This window comes from Hymenobacter aquaticus (genome assembly GCF_004765605.1).
Classification (GTDB): Bacteria; Bacteroidota; Bacteroidia; order Cytophagales; family Hymenobacteraceae; genus Hymenobacter; species Hymenobacter aquaticus.
On the sequence record NZ_SRLC01000001.1, the window covers coordinates 2610040 to 2629231 of the forward strand.

Annotated in this window: 13 protein-coding genes; 7 read left to right on the top strand and 6 right to left on the bottom strand. The window is 63.9% G+C overall.

The features are described from left to right. The first annotated feature begins 159 nt into the window (after positions 1-159). The 5 genes from E5K00_RS10840 (at position 160) to E5K00_RS10860 (ending at position 10057) form a co-directional block, all read left to right on the top strand. Entirely contained in the window at positions 160-1365 is a 1206-nt protein-coding gene (locus E5K00_RS10840) for an MFS transporter (protein WP_135463237.1), read from the top strand. A 195-nt stretch (positions 1366-1560) separates the two neighbouring features. Continuing rightward, the gene (locus E5K00_RS10845; RefSeq protein ID WP_135463238.1) at positions 1561-3612 is read left to right on the top strand and encodes a DUF3857 domain-containing protein; all 2052 of its coding nucleotides are present in this window, start codon (positions 1561-1563) and stop codon (positions 3610-3612) included. Beyond that, positions 3609-5555, top strand: coding sequence for a DUF3857 domain-containing protein (locus tag E5K00_RS10850; RefSeq protein WP_135463239.1), 1947 nt, complete (start codon positions 3609-3611; stop codon positions 5553-5555). The genes E5K00_RS10845 and E5K00_RS10850 overlap by 4 nt, the downstream gene beginning before the upstream one ends. Before the next feature lie 200 nt (positions 5556-5755). After that, positions 5756-6313, top strand: coding sequence for a hypothetical protein (locus tag E5K00_RS10855; protein ID WP_135463240.1), 558 nt, complete (start codon positions 5756-5758; stop codon positions 6311-6313). 123 nt (positions 6314-6436) lie between these two features. Beyond that, positions 6437-10057, top strand: coding sequence for a reprolysin-like metallopeptidase (locus tag E5K00_RS10860; protein WP_135463241.1), 3621 nt, complete (start codon positions 6437-6439; stop codon positions 10055-10057). 83 nt (positions 10058-10140) lie between these two features. On the opposite strand, the gene E5K00_RS10865 is transcribed toward E5K00_RS10860, so the two are convergent. The 3 genes from E5K00_RS10865 to E5K00_RS10875 all read right to left on the bottom strand — a co-directional run bounded on the left by E5K00_RS10865 (position 10141) and on the right by E5K00_RS10875 (position 15580). Then, the gene (locus E5K00_RS10865) at positions 10141-12249 is read right to left on the bottom strand and encodes a helix-hairpin-helix domain-containing protein (RefSeq protein WP_135463242.1); all 2109 of its coding nucleotides are present in this window, start codon (positions 12247-12249) and stop codon (positions 10141-10143) included. Next, the gene (locus tag E5K00_RS10870) at positions 12246-13100 is read right to left on the bottom strand and encodes a hypothetical protein (protein ID WP_135463243.1); all 855 of its coding nucleotides are present in this window, start codon (positions 13098-13100) and stop codon (positions 12246-12248) included. Before E5K00_RS10870 ends, E5K00_RS10865 begins: the two co-directional genes overlap by 4 nt. Positions 13101-13261: 161 nt before the next feature. Then, entirely contained in the window at positions 13262-15580 is a 2319-nt protein-coding gene (locus tag E5K00_RS10875) for a S46 family peptidase (RefSeq protein ID WP_135463244.1), read from the bottom strand. A 129-nt stretch (positions 15581-15709) separates the two neighbouring features. On the opposite strand from E5K00_RS10875, the gene yidD reads away from it, so the two are divergent. Next, the gene (gene yidD / locus E5K00_RS10880; RefSeq protein ID WP_135463245.1) at positions 15710-15931 is read left to right on the top strand and encodes a membrane protein insertion efficiency factor YidD; all 222 of its coding nucleotides are present in this window, start codon (positions 15710-15712) and stop codon (positions 15929-15931) included. 84 nt (positions 15932-16015) lie between these two features. Continuing rightward, the gene (locus tag E5K00_RS10885; protein WP_135463246.1) at positions 16016-16915 is read left to right on the top strand and encodes a hypothetical protein; all 900 of its coding nucleotides are present in this window, start codon (positions 16016-16018) and stop codon (positions 16913-16915) included. A gap of 75 nt (positions 16916-16990) precedes the next feature. Here the strand turns inward: E5K00_RS10885 and lgt are convergent, their stop codons facing one another. From lgt to E5K00_RS10900, 3 genes are all read right to left on the bottom strand, one after another. Continuing rightward, positions 16991-17980, bottom strand: a complete 990-nt coding sequence (lgt, locus tag E5K00_RS10890) for a prolipoprotein diacylglyceryl transferase (protein ID WP_135463247.1) — start codon at positions 17978-17980, stop codon at positions 16991-16993. A 100-nt stretch (positions 17981-18080) separates the two neighbouring features. After that, positions 18081-18389: a hypothetical protein gene (locus E5K00_RS10895; protein WP_135463248.1), complete on the bottom strand. Its 309-nt coding sequence runs from the start codon at positions 18387-18389 to the stop codon at positions 18081-18083. Continuing rightward, positions 18382-19017, bottom strand: a complete 636-nt coding sequence (locus tag E5K00_RS10900) for an RNA polymerase sigma factor (protein WP_135463249.1) — start codon at positions 19015-19017, stop codon at positions 18382-18384. The genes E5K00_RS10895 and E5K00_RS10900 overlap by 8 nt, the downstream gene beginning before the upstream one ends. Positions 19018-19192 lie beyond the last annotated feature (175 nt).

A 19192-nucleotide genomic window follows, 5' to 3' on the forward strand; every position in this document is an offset into this window, starting at 1 on the left:
ACTAAAAACCCTGCGAACCACTGCGCTGAACACCGCGAGACCCTGCGTGAAACAGGAAAGCCCCGCCGGGGCGGGCGCTTGTCGCCCGCAACTTGCGCTATATAGCAGACTGCCCCGGCTTTTCTGCCGACTTTTGCGCCCGTATCGTGTTTGTCCGGAATGCTGCCTACCCAAAATCCTACTCAGCCCAAAGTATACACCGTCGGTTTCTGGCTGATGTGCCTCTCGTCGTTCCTGTTTTTCATGAGCTTCAACATGCTCCTGCCCGAGCTGCCCGACTTTCTGACGCGGCTGGGCGGGGCCGAGTACAAAGGCTTCATCATTGCCCTGTTTACCCTCACGGCGGGCCTGTCGCGGCCCTTCAGCGGCAAGCTGGCCGATACGGTGGGCCGCATTCCGGTGATGGTGTTCGGCTCGCTGGTATGCTTTGTCTGCGGCTTTTTCTACCCCTGGGTAACGACGGTGGCGGGCTTTCTGGGGCTGCGGCTGCTGCACGGGTTCAGCACCGGCTTCAAGCCCACCGGCACGGCCGCCTTCATTGCCGACATCATCCCGTTTGAGCGCCGCGGCGAGGCGATGGGCCTGCTGGGCGTGGCCGGCTCCCTGGGCATGGCCGCCGGCCCGGCCCTGGGCCCGCACATCACGGCGGCCACTTCCCTGAACACGCTGTTCTACTGCTCGTCGGGGCTGGCGCTGCTGAGCCTGGTGGTGCAGGGCACCATGACCGAAACCCTGCCCCCGGCGCAGCGGCAGCGCTTTAGCTGGAGCCTGTTGCGCCTCGACTGGAGCGAAGTGCTGGAGCCCCGGGTGTTGTCGCCGGCCCTGGTGACGCTGCTGTGCCTGTTTCCGTTCGGGGCCATCCTCACCATCGTACCCGACCAAAGCCGGGCCCTGGGCCTGAGCACCGGCGAAAAGGGCCTGTTCTACACCTGCTACACGCTGGCCTCCCTGCTGGTGCGCCTGGTGGCGGGCCGCGCCTCCGACCGCTACGGCCGCCTGCCGGTGCTGCGCCTGTCCACGGCCCTGCTGGTAGTGTCGCTCACCTTGCTGACGCTGGTCGAGCACTCGGTGCCCCTGTTCCTGGGCTCGGCCGTGCTTTTTGGCCTGGCTACCGGCCTGAACTCGCCCACGCTCTACGCCTGGACGGTAGATTTGAGCCACCCGGCCCGGCGCGGGCGGGCCGTGGCCACCATGTACATTGCCCTGGAAGCCGGCATTGGGCTGGGCGCCTTGCTGGCGGGCTGGGTGTACGGCAACAACGACAGCCACCTGCCTTACGTGCACGGCATCAGCGCGGGCGCTACCGCCCTGGCGCTGGGCTACTTACTGTGGGGCGTGAAAAAGCAGCCGCCGGTAGTGGCGTAGAGGAGGCGGGGCCTAAAAATTATTTCTGAAGAGTGGATGAAGTTGGCGGCGAAGCCAAATTTTTACATCTTTATACTACGATTATCCGCTCTCTAGCACCTACTCCTATTTCGACTCAATCCTAACTGCTTTGGCTGGTTTTTGGCCGCAGTCTTTTGCTCTATATCTCCCCTTTTTACCCTGTTTTTTCTTCGTATGATTACACCGTTACTGCGCTGTATTTCAGCGGCAGCTGCCGTGTGCGTCTGCACCGCACTGCCGGCCCTGGGCCAGGCCGACCCCATCAAGTTCGGCAAGATTGACGAGCGGGACCTGACCAACGCCAACTTCGTGGCCGACAGCGCCGCCGAGGCCGTGGTGCTCTGCGACTTTGGCCGCTCCCGCTTCGAGCCCGCCGAGGACGGCTTCCGCACCGTTTTTGAGCGTGTCACCCGCATCAAGATCCTGAAGAAATCGGGGTACGACTGGGCGACGGTGCGCGTGCCCCTGTACAAGAAGGATGGCAACGCCGAAAAGCTGGTCAACCTGAAAGGCTACACCTACAACCTGGTCAACAACCAGGTGGTAAAGGAAAAAATGGAGTCGGAAGCGGTGTTCACCGAGCAGCAGTCGGTGAACAACTTTTCCCGCAAGTTCACGCTGCCCAACGTGCGCGAAGGCTCCATTATCGAGTATACCTACGTCATCAACTCCGACTTTATCTTCAACTTCCAGGACTGGCAGTTTCAGCGCTCCATCCCGACCCGCTGGAGCGAGTACCGGGCCGCCATTCCCGAGTATTACGACTACAAGATGCTGCTGCAGGGCTACGAGCCGCTGGCCATTCAGGAGCGCGAAGAAACCAACACCCAGTATGTGGTGCGCTGGGGCCGCAGCCAGCTGACGGCCATCAACGAGCAGGAGCACTCGGCAGGCTCGGCGGCCGTCATGGCCCAGGTCACCAACCACCGCTGGGCCATGAAAGACGTGGTGGCGCTTCGCCCCGAGCCTTTCATGACCACGCCCAAGGACTACGTGTCGCGGATTGACTTTGAGCTGGCGGGCATGAAGTGGCCCAACGAAGGCTACCGGAGCGTGGCCAACACCTGGGAAAAAATCAACGAGAGCCTGCTCCAGGACGAGAATTTTGGGATGCAGCTCAAACGCGGAGGCTTCCTGAAAGAGCAGACGACGGCCTTGGCCACCAAGTACCCCGACCTGAATCAGCGCATCGCGGCCGTGCACGACCTGGTGCGGCAGGCGGTGAAGTACAACGGCAACGACCAGCTGTACGCCACGGGCCCGCTGCGCCGCAGCTACGACCAGCACAGCGGCTCGGCCGCCGACGTGAACCTGCTGCTCATTGCCCTGCTGCGCGACGCCGGCGTGCCCGCCAACCCCGTGCTGCTCAGCACCCGCACCCACGGCGTAGTAAATCAGGCGGTGCCGCTGCTGGCCAAGTTCAATTACGTGGTAGCCCACGTGGCTTTGCCCGAGGGCAAGGAAATGCTGGTGGACGCTACCGAGCCGCTGGTGCCCTGCGGCATGCTGCCCCCGCGCTGCCTGAGCGGCTCCGGCCGCCTGATTATGCCCGACGCCGGCCAGTCGCGCTGGGTGAACCTGCGCCCCTCCCAGCGCTTTCTGGAGTACCGGCAGGTGCAGCTGACCATGGACGACCACGGCGGCTACACCGGCAAAACGCACCAGGAGCACGCGGGCTACACGGCCCTGATGAGCCGCGAGAAGCTGCAAAAAAATGGCGAGAAGAAGTTTATGGAGGAAATGGTCCGCAGCCAGGAGGGCTGGTCGATTCCCAAGTTTGCCTTCAAGGAACGGGAGGTACTGACCAAGCCCCTGACCATCGACTACGAATTCACGGTGCCGGGGGCCGATTCGCCCGCCAGCACTATTTACCTGAACCCGCTGCGCGCGTTTGTGGACAACAAAAACCCGTTTCACCACGAAGACCGGCGCTTCCCGGTCGATTTCGGGGCCCAGGTCGACGAAACGGTGATGATGACCATTACCCTGCCCGCGGGCTACGTGGCCGAGGAGCTGCCCAAGCCCACCATCGTGGAGCTGCCCGACAACGGGGGCCGCTTTTCCTACACCATTCAGGACAGTGGCCAGGGTACCCTGCAGATTGCCAGCCGCATGAGCCTGCGCAAGCCCATGTACATGGCCGAGGAATACACCTACTTGCGCGAGTTCTACAACCGGATGCTGGCCAAGCAGGCCGAGCAAATCGTTATTAAGAAGAAATCATGAGGCGGCCCTTCTTCGCAGTGCTGGCCCTGGCGCTGAGCCCGAGCAGCCCCGCCGCGGCGGCCGTGGCGGATGCGTTTCCGCGCTACCCGATAGACAACGTGCCACTGGTACTGCTTGAAAATGCCCACGCCGTGGTGCGCACCGATGAGCAGACGCTCACGGTTAAATCGGTGGGCCGCACCGTGGAAACCGTACGGCGGGCCGTGACGATACTGGACGAGGCCGGCGCCGACCACGCCACGCAGCTCGTGTATTACGACCAGTTCCACACGGTGAGCTACCTGCGGGGCACGGTATATAATGCCGACGGCAAGGCCGTGCGCCAGCTCCGCGCCGCCGACATCCACGACTACAGCCTGTCCGACGGCTTCAGCCTAGCCAACGACGTGCGGGGCAAAGCGGCCGATTTGCGCCAACCGACCTACCCCTACACGGTCGAGTACGAATACGAAGTGGAGTCCAGCAACCCGTTGTTCTACTGCTCGTGGCGCCCCCAGGAGCAGGAGCAGCTGGCCGTCGAAAGCGCGTCGTTTCGGGTGCTAACGCCCCGCGAGCTGCCGTTGCGGTACCAAGAGCAGCGCCTGCCGGCCGGGGTGGCCGTAGAGCATAGCCAGCAGGGTACCACGGAGGTGTACCAGTGGGAAGTGCGTAACCTGGTGGCCGTGGAGGAGGAAAATGACGCGCCGCCGCTCGCCGAGCTGACCCCGGCCGTGCTGACCGCGCCCACGGCTTTCGAAGTGCAGGGCCACGCGGGCACCCTTACCTCGTGGCAGACCCTGGGCCAGTGGACCTACGACCTGAACGCGGGCCGCGACGAGCTGCCCGCGGCCGTGAAGGCGCGCATCGCGGCCCTGGTGCAGGGCGTTGCCGACGAGCGGACCCGCATCCGGAAAGTCTACGAGTTTTTGCAGGCCAACACCCGCTACATCTCCATTCAATTGGGCATCGGCGGGTGGCAGACGTTCCCGGCGGCGGCAGTAGCGGCCAGCGGCTACGGCGACTGCAAAGCCCTGACCAATTACTGCAAAGCCCTGTTGCAGGCCGCCGACGTGAAATCGTACTGCGCCCTGGTGCTGGCCGATGAGCCCGACATCCGCACCGAGTTTCCCAGCAACCAGTTCAACCACGTGGTGCTGTGCGTGCCCCTGACCAAAGCCGCCAAGGCCGACACGGTGTGGCTGGAATGCACCAGCCAGACGACGGCCTTCAACTACATGGGCAGCTTTACCGGCAACCGGCACGCGCTGCTACTCACGCCCACCGGCGGCAAGCTGATTCGCACGCCCCGCTACGGGGCCAACGAAAACCGCCGGGAGCGGCGCGCCGACCTCTACCTGGATGCTCAGGGCAACGCCACGGCCACCATCCGGACCCTGCGCACGGGCCTGGAGCAGGACAACTTCAGCCAGCTGTTTCACAACCTGCCGCCCGCCGAGCAGAAGAAAAAAGTGGCCGACGCGCTGCCCTTCGCTAATTTCAGCATCACCAAGTTTGGCCTGACGCCTGGCCCGGCCGCTCCGGTACCGTCGATGGTGGAAAGCCTGGGGCTGACGCTGCCCAGCTTCGCGGCCCCCAGCGGCAAGCGGATTTTCCTGTCGGCCAACCTGCTCAGCCGCTGGTCGGCGCTGCCGGCCGCCGTGGGCGAACGGCGGGCCGACATCCAGCTCGAAAACGCCTTTGCTTACTCCGATACGGTCCGGATTCACGTGCCGGCCGGCCTCAAGCCCGAGAGCCTGCCTGCCCCGGTGAAGCTGACCACCGCTTTCGGCACCTATTCCAGCCAGGTGCAGGCCCTGCCCGACGGCACGCTGCAGTACGTGCGCCAGCTGCGCATGCCCGTCACGCGCTTTGCCCGCACCGAATACGCGGGGTACGTCGAGTTCCGCCGCAAAATAAGCACGGCCGATAAGGCGCAGGTGGTATTCGTCAAAACGGACTCCTGAGCCGCTTTTCCCACGGCAAGCCCGGCTGACTACCGCATCAGCCGGGCTTTTGCGTGTTCTGGCTTTCAGGCTGATACGCAACCTTTGGCCGGAATCTTCCGACTTATACTCGCCTGGCAGTGGCTACGACGATGGTCTGACGACCGGCGCGGCGTAGGCGGCCGTTTGTCGGGCCCGGTTTTGCTTTGTCCTTCTGCGGTATGCTCCTCCTGCTCTTCTATATTTATCTGACTGCCGGGGCCGCTGCCCCACCCGCGTCCCGGCCCGTTCTGCCAGGCGCCCTACCGTTTGTCAGCCCCACCCCGCCCAGCTTCTGGCAGCCGGTGCCCGCCGCCCAGGCGCGGCGGCTGGGCCTGCCCCGTCTGCGGCCCAGCCGCTACCAGGTGCTGCGCCTTGACTTGCCGGGCCTGAAAAAGGCCCTGGCCGCGGCCACCGACCAGACTGGCCCGCTGGTGCGCCTGCCGCTGCCCGATGGGGCGCTGGCCACCTACCAGCTGCGGCTGAGCACCGTTATGGCGCCCGAGCTGGCGGCCCGCTACCCGAACCTGCGCACCTACGCCGGCCAGGAACCCGGCCACCCCGCCAACGACGTGCGGCTGGAGCTGACCACCGCCGGCCTGCGGGCCATGCTGATCCGCAATGGCCACACCTATTTCATTGAGCCTTACTGCCCCGGCGACACCCAGCACTATATCTGTTTCGACAAGGACCAGCTGCCCGCCGGCAGCAAGAAAAGATTCGAAGCTCCGGGGTCGTAACCCGGGCGCAGGCGCTTAGCGGGGCAAATTTGCCGCCTGCGGGCTCGGTGGCAGGTGAAAAATAGTATCTTAGGCGCTTACAAACACTTCTCTGACTTTCCTTCATTTTTCCCGATTCTCTTTATGACATCAACCTTTACCAACTCGTGGCGCACGTGGCGGCCGGCTCTGCTGGGCGGCCTGCTGTGGGCGACGGTGGGCACCCCGCACCAAGCGGCCGCTCAGCGGGTCCTCTGGGCCAACGACAGCCAGGCACCGGCTGCCGCCCGCCAAACCACTGCCGCCCTGCGGCAATACCGGCCTGTTTCCTTCCAGATGGATGCCGTGCGCGACGTGCTGCAGAAGGCTCCCGCCGAGAAAGGCGCCGGCGCCCGGGGCTCGTCTACGGTCCTCTCATTGCCCATGCCCGACGGCAGCTCGCAGCGGTTCCGCGTCGTGGAAGTGCCCGTGATGCACCCGGCGCTGGCGGCGAAGTATCCCTCCATCAAAACCTACGAGGCCCAGGGCATCGACGACCCGGCCGCCACGGCCCGCCTGGACGTGTCGCCCGCTGGTTTTCACGCCATGATTCTGGGCAGCCAGGGCCGCACGGTCTACATTGACCCCGCTACCCCAGGCGACGCGGAGCACCACCTGGTATTCGAGCGGGCGGCCATGACCACGGCCGGCTCCAGCTTTACCTGCCTGACCACCGACGACCAGAAAGCGGTAGGCATGCCCCAGCCCACGGTATTTCAGCGGCAGCCCAACGGCACCCAGCTGCGCACCTACCGGCTGGCCCTGGCCTGCACCGGCGAGTACGCGGCCACCAAAGGCGGCACCAAGGAAGGCGCCCTGGCGGCAATGGTAACTTCGGTCAACCGCGTGAGCGGCGTGTACGAGAAGGAAGTAGCCGTGCGCCTTGTGCTGATTGCCAACACCGACCAGCTGATTTACCTGGACGCGGCCAACGACCCCTACACCAATAATAGTGGTTCGGCCATGCTGAACCAGAACCAGCGGACCATCTCCACGATTATCGGGGAAGCCAACTACGACATCGGGCACGTATTCAGCACCGGCGGCGGCGGCGTGGCCCAGAAGCCCTCGGTTTGCCTGCCCACCAATGCGGCCTACACCCAGGGCAAGGCCCGGGGCGTAACCGGCTCGGGCAACCCCACCGGCGACGCTTTCGACATCGACTACGTAGCCCACGAAATGGGCCACCAGTTTGGCGGCGACCATACTTTTAACAGTAATAAAGGAAGCTGCGACGGGGGCAACCTATCGGCCGTGTCGGCTTACGAACCCGGCAGCGGCGTAACGATTATGGCCTACGCCGGCATCTGCTCGCCCCAGGATCTGGCCTTGAACAGCGTGCCGTACTTTCACTCGCGCAGCTTCGACCAGATTGTGGCCCACATCACCGGCGCCGGCAACTGCGGCGTGGTGACGCCCACCAACAACCAGCCCCCGGTCGTAAACGCCGGCGCCAACTACCGGATTCCGGTAAAGACGCCGTTTACGCTCACCGGCTCGGCCACCGACCCCAACAGCGACCCGCTGACCTACTCGTGGGAGCAATATAACCTGGGCCCGACCGGCGACCCGACGCAGCCCGCCGGCGACGCGCCGATTTTCCGGTTCTTCACCCCCACCCCCGTGCCCTCGCGCACGTTCCCCAAGATCTATAACCTGATTACCAACACCGACACGATTGGGGAAATTCTGCCCACCTACGGTCGGCGGCTGATTTTCCGCCTCGTAGCCCGCGACAACCGCGTGGGCGGCGGCGGAGTAGATTACGACTCGATGAACGTAGTGGTGGTGCCCACGGCGGGCCCCTTCCTGGTGACGTTCCCGAATGCGGCCCTCTCGACGCCCCTGCGTTGGCTGGCCGGCACGCCCCAGCAGGTAACCTGGGATGTGGCCAACACCACGGCCGCGCCCATCAACGCCGCCAACGTGGACATCATGCTGTCGACCGACGGCGGCCGTACGTTCCCCACCATGCTGCTGGCTAATACGCCCAACGACGGCAAGCAGCAGATTACGGTGCCGGCCAGCGTAGCCAGCACGACCTCGGCCCGCATCAAGGTGCAGGCTTCGGGCAATATCTTCTTCGACATCTCGAACAGCGACTTCACCATTCAGGCCGCTACGGCTCCCACGTTCTTCCTGACGCCGACCACGGCCTCGGGCGACGCGCCGGCCATTTGCCCCGGCGCTACGGCCACCCTGAACGTGGCCGTAGGTCAGCTGCAGGGCTTCACGGGTGCCGTGGCCCTGTCGGCGGCTAACCTGCCGACCGGCGTGACGGTAAGCTACGCCAACAACAGCGTGAACGTAGGCGGCTCGACCCAGGCTACTATCACCACGACTTCGGCTACGCCTTCGGGCACCTACCTCATCAGCCTGGTAGGCACCAGCGGCAGCGTAACCCAGCAGCAGCAGTTCCTGATTACCATCAGCCCGCTGGCCTCGCAGGCCGCCGCACCAATTACCCCCACGGTAGCAGCCAAATCGACGCTGCGGCCCCGCTTCACCTGGTCGGCCGTACCCAATGCGACGGGCTACGAAATTGAAGTGGCCACCAACGCCACCTTCACCAACGTAGTGCTGCCGCTGACCAGCGTGACGGGCACCAGCTACACGCCCAGCCTCTCGCTGCAGCCCAACACGACCTACTTCTGGCGCGTGCGCGGCACCAGCCCCTGCGGTACGGCTCCGTTCTCGGCCGCTACCCAGTTCCAGACCGGCGTTTCCGTCTGCCAGACCATTGCCTCGACCCAGGTGCCCCGCGCTATTCCGGCCGGTGCGGTTCGCACGGTAACGTCCAGCGTCATCGTTTCGACCTCGGATGTGGTATCGGACATCAAAATCCGGAACCTGTCCATCACCCACCCCGACGTAAGCGAGCTGAAGCTGACGCTGACCAACCCGCAGGGCCGCTCGGTAGTGCTGCTGGCTAACGCCTGCCCCGGCACCGCCGACGTGACCCTCGGCTTTGACGACGCGGCACCGGCGGCTATCAGCTGCCCGCTGAACACCGGCGCCACGGTACGCCCCGTCGGCCGCCTGGCCGACCTGCTCAACGACCCCGCCGCAACCAACATCAGCGGCGAGTGGAAGCTGACCATCGAGGACAACAACCCCTCGAACGGCGGTTCGCTGCGCTCCTGGAGCCTGGAGCTGTGCACCCTGGGCACCGTGCCCCCCGCTCCTTTCTCGCTCCAGACGCTGTACAACACCTACAGCAATGGCACCGGCAAAGTAGACGTCCTGTGGGCCGTGGATGGCTCGTCCAACGCTACGTCGTACGAAGTAGAGCGTTCCTTCCAGAACAACACCAACTTCCAGCGCATTGCCACGGTACCCGCCCCGGGCACGTACTACGAAGACCAGGTTGCCGTAAATGGCCGCTACTTCTACCGCGTACGGTCGGTAAATGCCATCGGCGCTTCCAGCTACACCAACGAAGCCAACGTACTGGGCAACAAGAGCACCACGCAGCTGAAAGGCATCCAGGTGTATCCGAACCCCAGCACCGGCATCTTCAAGGTGAACGTGGATAACGCCCAGCGCGGCACCATGACGCTGCGCGTAACCGACGCCATGGGCCGCACGGTAGCCGCCCACACCCTGACCAAGGGCGCGGCGCTGCTCCAGTACGACCTGGACTTGAGCAAGCTCAGCACCGGCATCTATCAGCTGCACATTGATATGCCCGAGGGCACGTCGGTACAGCGCCTGATGAAGCAGTAACCCATCCTGCCTAACGCCAAAAAAGGCGGCTCCTCGTTGAGGAGCCGCCTTTTTTTGTTGGCCGGCTGGCCCTTATACAGCAATCAGAACCGGTAGCGGGCCTGCACTTTCACCTCCGAGCGGCGCGGCCCCTGCACCTGCTCCAGGCCCGAGCCGACGGTATTCTGGTGGCGGTAGTGGGTTTCGGCGTAGCGCAGCCACAGCGTCAGGTGCTTGGTGCATTTCACCTCGGCAATGGCGTAGGCCCGGGTGCCTTGCCCGCTCAGCGCCGGCACCGAAAAGGCGTACAGCACGTCCTGCTCAAACACGTACTGCCGGGTGTCGAAGTCGTCGGTGTCGAACAGGGCGTAGCGGCCGCTGAGCTGCAGCCGGCGGCCCACTTTCACGGAGGCATCCTGGGCCAGCACGTAGCCCGTGCTTTGCGGGCCGTTATCCTCGCGGTAGTGCGTGCCCTGCAAACGGGTGCGCAGGCTGAGAATCAGCGTGGGGCTGGTATCGTAGAACAGCAGCAGGCTGCGGCGCTGCGTGGGCCCGGTGCGGGGCAGGTTGCCCGGCGCGGCTACGTCGTACTCCTTTTCCCGGGTGCGGATCTGGGCGTAGAGCAGGCTGGTTTTGGAGGGCGTAAAGGCCACGCGCACCAGCCAGTCGTGCCCCTCGGTGGGGGTGCCGGCCTGAAACTTCAGCCACGGAAAGCGGAACTGGTCGTAGTAGGCCGACACCTCCCAGCGCGACACGGGCCGCACTTTCAGCCCCACGTAAAGGCCTTTTTCGTTGATGTTGCGCGTGTTTTCGCTGAGCGCGTTTCCGTAGAAGGTGTGAAAGTCGCGGGCGTAGTTACGGTACAGCAGCGAGATGTCCACGTTGGAAGCCAGGCTGGCCAGCATCCCGTTGACCGTGCCGATGCCGCCGCTGCTGGAGCGGGCCGTTTCGCCAAACAGCATCACGTTGCGAATCACGTAGCTGTAGTGGGCCCCGATGGCCAGGTTGTGCCGCCCCCGAAACTCGAAGGCATTGTACAGCTCGGGCTGGCGCTGCAGGGGCTTGTCGAAGTGCGTGTCGACGGCCGTGAGGCCGGCGCTGAAGTTGCCGCTGCGGCTGGTGTAGGTCAGGTTGCCGCCCCCGATGGTTTCGCGCAGCGTCTGGCGGTTGGCCAGCTCGGAGGCCGTGCGGTGGAAGCCCGTAATCAGAAAGCCCGACGAAAACTCGTCGAACTCGGCCAGGGAGTCGGCGGCCGTTTGCACGTTGGCATCCACCCGCTTGCGCGACACGAAAGCCGTAGCCCGCAGCGTGGAGGTGAGGGTAACCGTGGCCGCCGCGCCCCGGAAAAACGTGCTTTCCAGCACCGACGAGTAGGGCCGCACGCCCAGGCTGCTGCGCCGGATGGTGGTAATGGTTTCGGCCCCCTTGCCCACCTGCAAGCCCGAGGACAGCAGCAGGCCCTGCCCAAATTGCAGCTGGTAGTCGCCCAGGGCCAGGGTTTTGAGGCGGCCCCGCTCCTGCAACACAAAGTGCCCGGAGTAAAAATCGGCCCCGTAGCGCCGCGTACTTGGGCTCCAGATCAGCGGTTCCCCGGCGTCCTTTTCGGCCGTAATACCCAGGCTGAAGTCCCGCTGGTGACTGACGCGGTAGCGCACCAGCAGCTTGTCGGGGGAGCCCAGGTAGCGGCTGGCGGGGCGGCCGGTGCTGGTGGTATCGGGGGCGGCGTAGCCCTGGCGGTCCTGTAAGATTCGCTCGTAGCGCACGAACAGGGCGTTGTTTTCCTCCTGGGCAATGCGCTTCCAGAGCGGCCCGCGGGCGGCGTTGCCGACGCTGCTTTGCACGGCCACAAACGGCGACACCCGGTAAATGGTCCGCAGGTCGAAACCGTCCACGCTTTGCAATTCGTAGAGGCTGATGAGGTTGCCCTGGGCCTGGCGATGCTCCAGCAAGGCCGAAATCTGGGTTTCGGAGAGCAGCAGCAACGCCCGCAGCTCTTCGCGGGAAGCCGTATTCAGGTTGAGCGGCGTCTGGTAGTAAAGCAGCAGCGTCTCATACAGGTCCTCGTACGGCACCTGGTCACTCTGAATTTCGGCGAACAGCTCCTGTACCAGCCGGTCGAGGTCGGCGGGGGGGCGCACGTATTCCTGGGCCCGGGCCGGGCGGGCCGCCAGCAGCACCGTCAGGGCGACCAGCGGGAGTAAGTACCGCTTCATTTGGCGGCGCGGTTTAGCTGCACGCCAATAGCCAAGTGCTGGCTCAGCCCCAGAGCCGTGTGCCAGGCCGCCGCGTAGTCGATGCGGAACTGCCCGGCTTTGAGGCCCACGCCGCCCGTGGTTTGGCGGCTGAGAGTCGAAAAGCCGCCGCGCACGGCCAGCGCCTCGATTACCAGGTACTCGACGCCGGCTTTGAAATCGGCGGCCTGGTCCACGTCCTTTTCGGTTTCGGCGTTCAGCATCACCTTGTCGGTGGGCCGAAACGAGAGGCCGGCCTTCAGCACCGTGGGCACCCGTTCCCGGTCGTACTCGGCCAGCCGGGCCTGGTTCAGATTATAGAGGTAAGCCCCGAAAACCAGCCGGTTGGGCACCACTTCGGCCTGCCCGCCCAGCGACACGGCCACGGCCCGCTTGCTGCCGAGCCCCTCGATGCTGACCTGCAGCACGTCGAAGCGGGCCCCGACGCTCACCAGGCTGCCCCGGTAGCCGTAGCCGGCTCCCACGCGCTGCTCCGAATAGAGCTTGTCGCCGAAGCGCTGGGCCTCGAAGCCCACCACGCCGCGGGTGGCTTTGCCGTCGGTGAGGGAGCCGACGGGCAGGGCCGCGGCCAGCACGGCCGTGTTCAGGGCCCGGCTCAGGTAGCGGTTTTCGGCGTAGAAGCCCACGGCCGCACTCGTGACCTGGCCCAGGCCCGCCACGTTGTTGCCCACCGCCCAGACGTCGGCCAGGGTCACGGAGGCGTTGCCCAGCGCCGCGGCCCGGGCGCCCCGAATGCCGGGCCCGTTGCCCTGGGCCAGCGCCAGTGGGGAGGTTAACAGGAAGAGACTCAGTGAAAGGTAGATTTTTGGCATAGGCCGAACCGTGAGCGTAAAGTCGTTTTTCCGCTCCCTAAGTAGTTAAATGTTCGGGGAAACTGAAGCATGCCGCCCGCCCTATTTTGCGGCTTTCAGCAAAAAGGCCCCGGCGCATACTGCACCGGGGCCTTTAGGGCAAAGAAAAGCGAAACTGAGGGTTACATGGTGGCGGCGGCCGGCTCTTTTTCCTTGCCTTTCTTCTTCTTAACCTTGGTTTTGCCTTCGTCGGCTTTCACCTTCAGCTTATCGGCGTCGCCGAGCTGATTGAGCAGGGCCGCGCCGCTGGCCGACGGGGCCACGCCGGGGTTCGGGCCGTTGTTGACCAAGGTCATTTCATCGACCAGAGCCTTGCCGCCGCCGAGCTTTTCCACGCACCAGAGCACGTAGCGAATGTCCACGTTGATGCAGCGCTTCAGGTCCTTGTCGTAGGCCAGGTCGCCGGTCATGGCTTCCCAGTTGCCGTCGAAGGCAATGCCGATCAGCTCGCCGCGGCCGTTGATGACGGGTGAGCCGGAGTTGCCGCCGGTAATGTCGTTGTCGGTGGTGAAGGCCACGTGCAGGGTGCCGTCCTTGTCGGCGAAGCGGCCGTAGTCCTTGGCCTGCAGCAGCTCACTTTCCTTTTTGGGCACCACGAACTCGGGGTTGGTATTGTCTTCCTTGTCCAGAATGCCCTGGGCGGTGGTGTAGAACTTGTAGTCTACCGCGTCGCGGGGCGAGTAGTCGCGCACCGAGCCGTAGCTTAGGCGCAGCGTCGAGTTGGCGTCAGGCGAGTACACTTTGTCGGCATTCTTGGCCCGCAGCGCGGCTACGTACGAGCGGTTGGCGCGGGCCAGCGTGGCCTGGTAGCCCTGCATTTTGGGCAGAATATTCTGGGTGTAGTTGCGCTGCACCGAGTTCCAGGTTTTAAAGCCGGGGTCGTTTTCCAGCTTGGCCAGCGTGGGCGCGGCCAGGAAAGCCTCGGTTTTGGCCTTGGAAGCCAGGAAGGAATTGGCAAACACGTAGTCGGCATACTTCGCCATCGAGCCGCCGTACTGCTTGCTCACCGTCTGGAACACGTCGGGCTGCTGGTCCTTGGGCACGTCGGCGGCGTAGAGCTGCAGCAGCGCGGCAAACACCTTCTTGTCGGTCGGGGCGTTGTAGTCCTTGAAGTGCTCTTCCGCCGCGCCGCGCAGGCTGGCGACGGTTTGCTGAATGGCGGCCTTGTCGGCTTTGGGGTCCTGAAGCAGCTTGTAGAGCGGAGCCAGGCGGCCGGCAAAGGCCACTATTTCGGTGCCGTTGGCCGCTTCACTCACGTACACCGAGCTCAGGTTGTAGGCGCGCAGGCCCTGGTAGGCTTGGTTGATGTCGTTCAGAGCCGCGCCGTAGCTGGGGCCGCGCGCGGCGTCGGCCGCAATCCACTGCACGAGGGAGGCTTCCTCGGCCTTCTTCTGATCCACGGTTTTCAGGCGCTTCATGCCTTCGTTCTGCCCGATGAAGTACTTCCAGTAGTTGGCAATGTTGGCGTATTTCGAGGCGTATTGCAGGCGCACCACGGGGTTGGCGTCCGAGTCTTCCTTCCAGATCTTCAGGCGGGTGTCGCGCAGCTTGATGCGGGCCGGGTTGGTCTGATCAAGCGTCATTTGCAGGCCGGCGGCGGGCAAAAACCGCTGCGTACGGCCCGGAAAGCCAAACACCATGGCAAAGTCGCCCTCATTCACGCCCTGCAAGCTCACGGGCAAGTGCTTTTTGGGCACGTAGGGCACGTTGTCGGCCTGGGGGCCGGCGGTGGGCTTGTTGTTCTTGTCGGCATACACCCGGAACATCGAGAAGTCGCCGGTGTGGCGGGGCCACATCCAGTTGTCGGTGTCGCCGCCGAACTTGCCCACGGCCTCCGGCGGGGCCCCGACCAGGCGTACGTCGCCGAAGCGCTGGTACACGAACATGTAGTACTCGTTGCCGGCGAAAAAGTCGCGCACGTAGGCCACGTACTGGCCGTTTTCCTTGGCGGCGTTGGCCAGCTCGGTCTGGCGCTGCTGAATCAGGATGCTGCGCTCCACTTCCGAGGTCTGGGGCGTAATGCCTTCCAGCACTTTGCCCGTCACGTCTTCCATGCGCACCAGGATGTCCACGAACAGGCCGGGGTTGGTTTTTTCCTCGCTTTTGTTGGCGGCGAAAAAGCCCTTTTCCAGGATGTTGTTTTCCGGCGTGCTGTGGCTCTGAATGGCGTCGTAGCCGCAGTGGTGGTTGGTCAGCAGCAGGCCCTGGCTGCTCACAAATTCGCCGGTGCAAAAGCCGCCCAGCTGCACAATGGCATCTTTGAGGCTGGCGTTGTTCACGTCGTAGATTTCTTCGGCCGTCAGCTTGAGGCCTTTTTTCTGCATGTCGGCGTAGTTGAGGCGCTTCACGTAGAGCGGCAGCCACATACCTTCGTCGGCGCGGGCCACGGCGGGCAGCAGCAGCGCCAGCAGCAGTACCTTCGCCCAGAGTTTATTTAGCATAGGTGGGAAAAAATGGGAATGAGAGAAAGAAACCCCGGCAGTAGTGCGCGGTGTTACGAAGGCCAAACTTACGAAAAGCCTTTCCGGTTCTGGTAGCCCGCCCCTTTCGCCCGCGTCTCCGCTTCTGCCATGTCTTACCTGTTCCGCCAGCTGCTGCTGGGTCTGATCTGGGTGTACCGCCACCTGATTTCGCCGCTGACGCCGCCCAGCTGCCGCTACCAGCCCACGTGCTCGGCCTACGCGGCCCAGGCCGTGCAGAAGTACGGGCCGTGGCGGGGCGGCTGGCTGGCCCTGCGCCGCATCGGCCGCTGCCACCCCTGGGGCGGCCACGGCTACGACCCTGTACCTTAACCGGGCCAGCCTGCGTATAGGGGATTTCTGTCTCACGCCTTTGCCCCGCGGCAGAGGCTTTTTTTCCGCTCTATACCCGCTCCTATGCGTATTTTATTGCTTGGCACCACTCTGGCTGCCTGCCTCTTTGCCACTAGCTGCTCCGAAGCCCAGAGCGACGCCAAGAAAGGCAAAGGCGGCAAGAAAAAGGACAAACAGGAAAGCCTGGAAAACAACCTGATTGATGCCGCCGTGCCCGGCCTGCGCAAGGTGGGCTCCCTGAACGGCGGCGTGCCGGAAAGCTCGGGCCTGGCCCGCGCCGAAACGGCCGGCACCTTCTACACCCACGCCGACGCCGGCAACGAGCCCGTGCTCTACAAAATCGACATGAGCGGCCGGCTGCTGAGCAAAGCCACGCTGCCGTTTTCCAACGTGGACTGGGAAAGCCTGGCCCAGGACGACAAAGGCAACATTTTCGTGGTCGATGCCGGCAACAACAACAACAGCCGCCGCGACCTGGTCGTGTACCGCATCAACCCCACGTCGAATTCCCAGGACCTGGGCAAATCCAACTTCAGCTACGCCGACCAGACGGCCTTTCCTCCCGGCAAGAAGGAGCGCAACTTCGACTGCGAAGCCTCGCTCTGGCACGCGGGCAAGGTGTACCTGTTTACCAAAGACCGGGGCGCGGGCAAAACCAGCAAGGTGTACACCCTCTCCGACCAGGGCGGCAATCAGAAAGCCCGGCTGCTGACCAAGCTGGCCATTCCCGGCGAAGTAACCGGGGCCGACGTCAGCTCCGACGGCCACCGCATTGCCCTGCTGGCCCGCGAGGAGCTGTTTGTGCTGGAAGGCAGCAGCTTCGAGGCCGCCCTGAAAGCCACGCCCCGCCGCATTTCCCTGAAGGGAGCCGGACAGACCGAGGGCATCGTCTTTCACAAGGACGACGACAACACGCTGTTCATCAGCACCGAGGAAGGCAACATCTACGAGTACAAGCTGTAAGCCCAACGTAGCTTTTGCTTAGCCGAACTCCTAAAAAAAGGGCCGATTCAGTATTGAATCGGCCCTTTTTGGTTGCTAGCGGACTTTGGCCACCGGCTTGTCTTTGTCTTCGTGCTGGCCCAGGTCGCGCGGGGCGTAGCCGTAGGGGTTGTTGGGGTTTTTACCGGCCCGCCACAGCACCCAGAGTCCCACCAGGATCAGCGGAATGCTCAGAATCTGGCCCATGTTCAGCGGTAGATTGTTTTCGAAGGACACCTGGTTTTCCTTCAGATACTCGCCCAGGAAGCGCTGCGAAAACAGGAACACGACGAACAGGCCAAACAGCAGGCCCCGCGGCGTATGCTCCTTGGTGCGGTTCCACATGGTGTAGAGAATGGAGAGCAGCACCAAACAAAACAGCGCCTCGTAAATCTGGGTGGGGTGGCGCGGCACGGCCATCGGCGAATCGGGGGCGACGGGCTGGTCGGGCAGCAGCCGGTACGTGCGGGTGCCATCCTCCAGCATCCGAGGCTCGGCGGCTACCTGCACCGCACCGGCCGGCAGCGGCCGGGTTACGGGCACAAGGTGCTCGGCATCGTGCACAAACACGAAGGCCCAGGGCTTATCGGTCGGCTCGCCCACGATTTCGGAGTTCATCAGGTTGCCAAACCGAATCATGGCCCCGCCCAGCGCCACCACAATTACAATCCGGTCGAGCACCCAGAGGTAATCGAACTTGTTGTTGCGGGCAAACAGCCAGCAGGCCAACAGAATGCCGATGGTGGCACCGTGGCTGGCCAAGCCGCCCTCCCAGATTTTCAGGATTTCGATGGGGTTGGCCAGGTAGTGCGCAGGGTCGTAAAACAGGCAGTGCCCCAGCCGGGCGCCCACCACCGTGCCCACCAGCATGTAGATGGTAATGACATCGACCCAATGTGGCGACACCCGCTCCGACTTGTAGATGTGCGACAGAATAAAGGTGCCGAACACGAAGCCCGACATAAACAGCAGCCCGTACCAGCGCAGCGTCAGCGGGCCGAGGTGGGCAATGATGGGCGACACGTCCCAGGTGATGAAAGCAAGCATGGGGAGCATTGGTACGAAAGATGGAAAGGACTCAAAGGTACTCAGACATTCGGCTTGCCGGCACGTCAGTGGCCGCCGTGGGCCGAACGCCGGCAGCTAGTTAGCGCGGGTACCGCGCGGCGGGCTGGTCCCTAAGGTAAGACTCAGGCTGATTGGCCGGCTTCGCTGTTGGCAGCACCGCGCCGTCGCCGCTCAGCAGCAGCAGTATTCCCAGCATGGCCGCGTAGCTGGGCCAGCGCAGCCAGGCGGGCAGCGGCGGGCGTTCGGGCAGCATTTCGCCGGCCAGCCGGGCCCGGACGCGGCTGTAAAAAAACGGCCGCGGCTGGGCCGGTTGCCGCTCCTGCCAGTGGCGCAGCAGGCTTTCCCATTCTTCGTCGGCAGGGTCAGGGGGCGGGCTGGATTTAGACATGACGCAAGGCAGGAGAAAGGTGATGACGAAGGGTTCTGCGGGCCCGGAACAGCAGGGATTCCACCGCCGGCACGGTCGTGTTGAGCACGGCGGCTATTTCCTCGTAGCTCAGCTCCTGCTCGTGGCGCAGCGTAAAGGCCACCTGCTGCTGCTCGGGCAGGCGGTCAATCAGGGCCAGCAAAAGCGTTAGTTGCTGCTGCTCTTCCAGCTGCGCCTGCGGGTGCCCCTGGTCGGCCGGCTCGTGCAGCACCTGGTTGTCGAAGCCCAGCAGGCTGGTGAAGTAAGCGAAGCGCTTCTGGGCCCGGGCCCGCCGACGGTTTTTCAGGGCCCGGGAAGTGGCCAGCCGGTAAAGCCAGGTGCTCAGGGCCGCCTCGCCCCGAAACCGGCCAATGGTCTGGTACACCTCCACGAAAACTTCCTGGGCCACATCTTCCGCCTCCTCCGGCGAGCGGAGCAGGGACAATACCGTGCGGTAAATCCGGTTTTGGTACCGCTCCACCAGCGTGCGAAACGCGGCTTCACTGCCCTGCTGCAGCTGCGCTACCAACTCGGCGTCGGCAGCAGCGGCAGGGCCCGGGGCCGCAGGCGCGGCAGCGCCCTGAACGATAGGCAGCGGAAGGGTGTACACCGGGCAAGCAGGAGCTGAAAGGATGGAAAAGCTACGTATTCAGTTTCCCGCGCTGGCCGCGAATACTGAGGTTCTGTCTGCTTAGGCCACCTTGTTGGCTAAAACTTGCGCCCACGCCCCTACATTTATTGTAGCTCCTTAGTATTCAATGCATTAATCTACCCGAAACCAACAC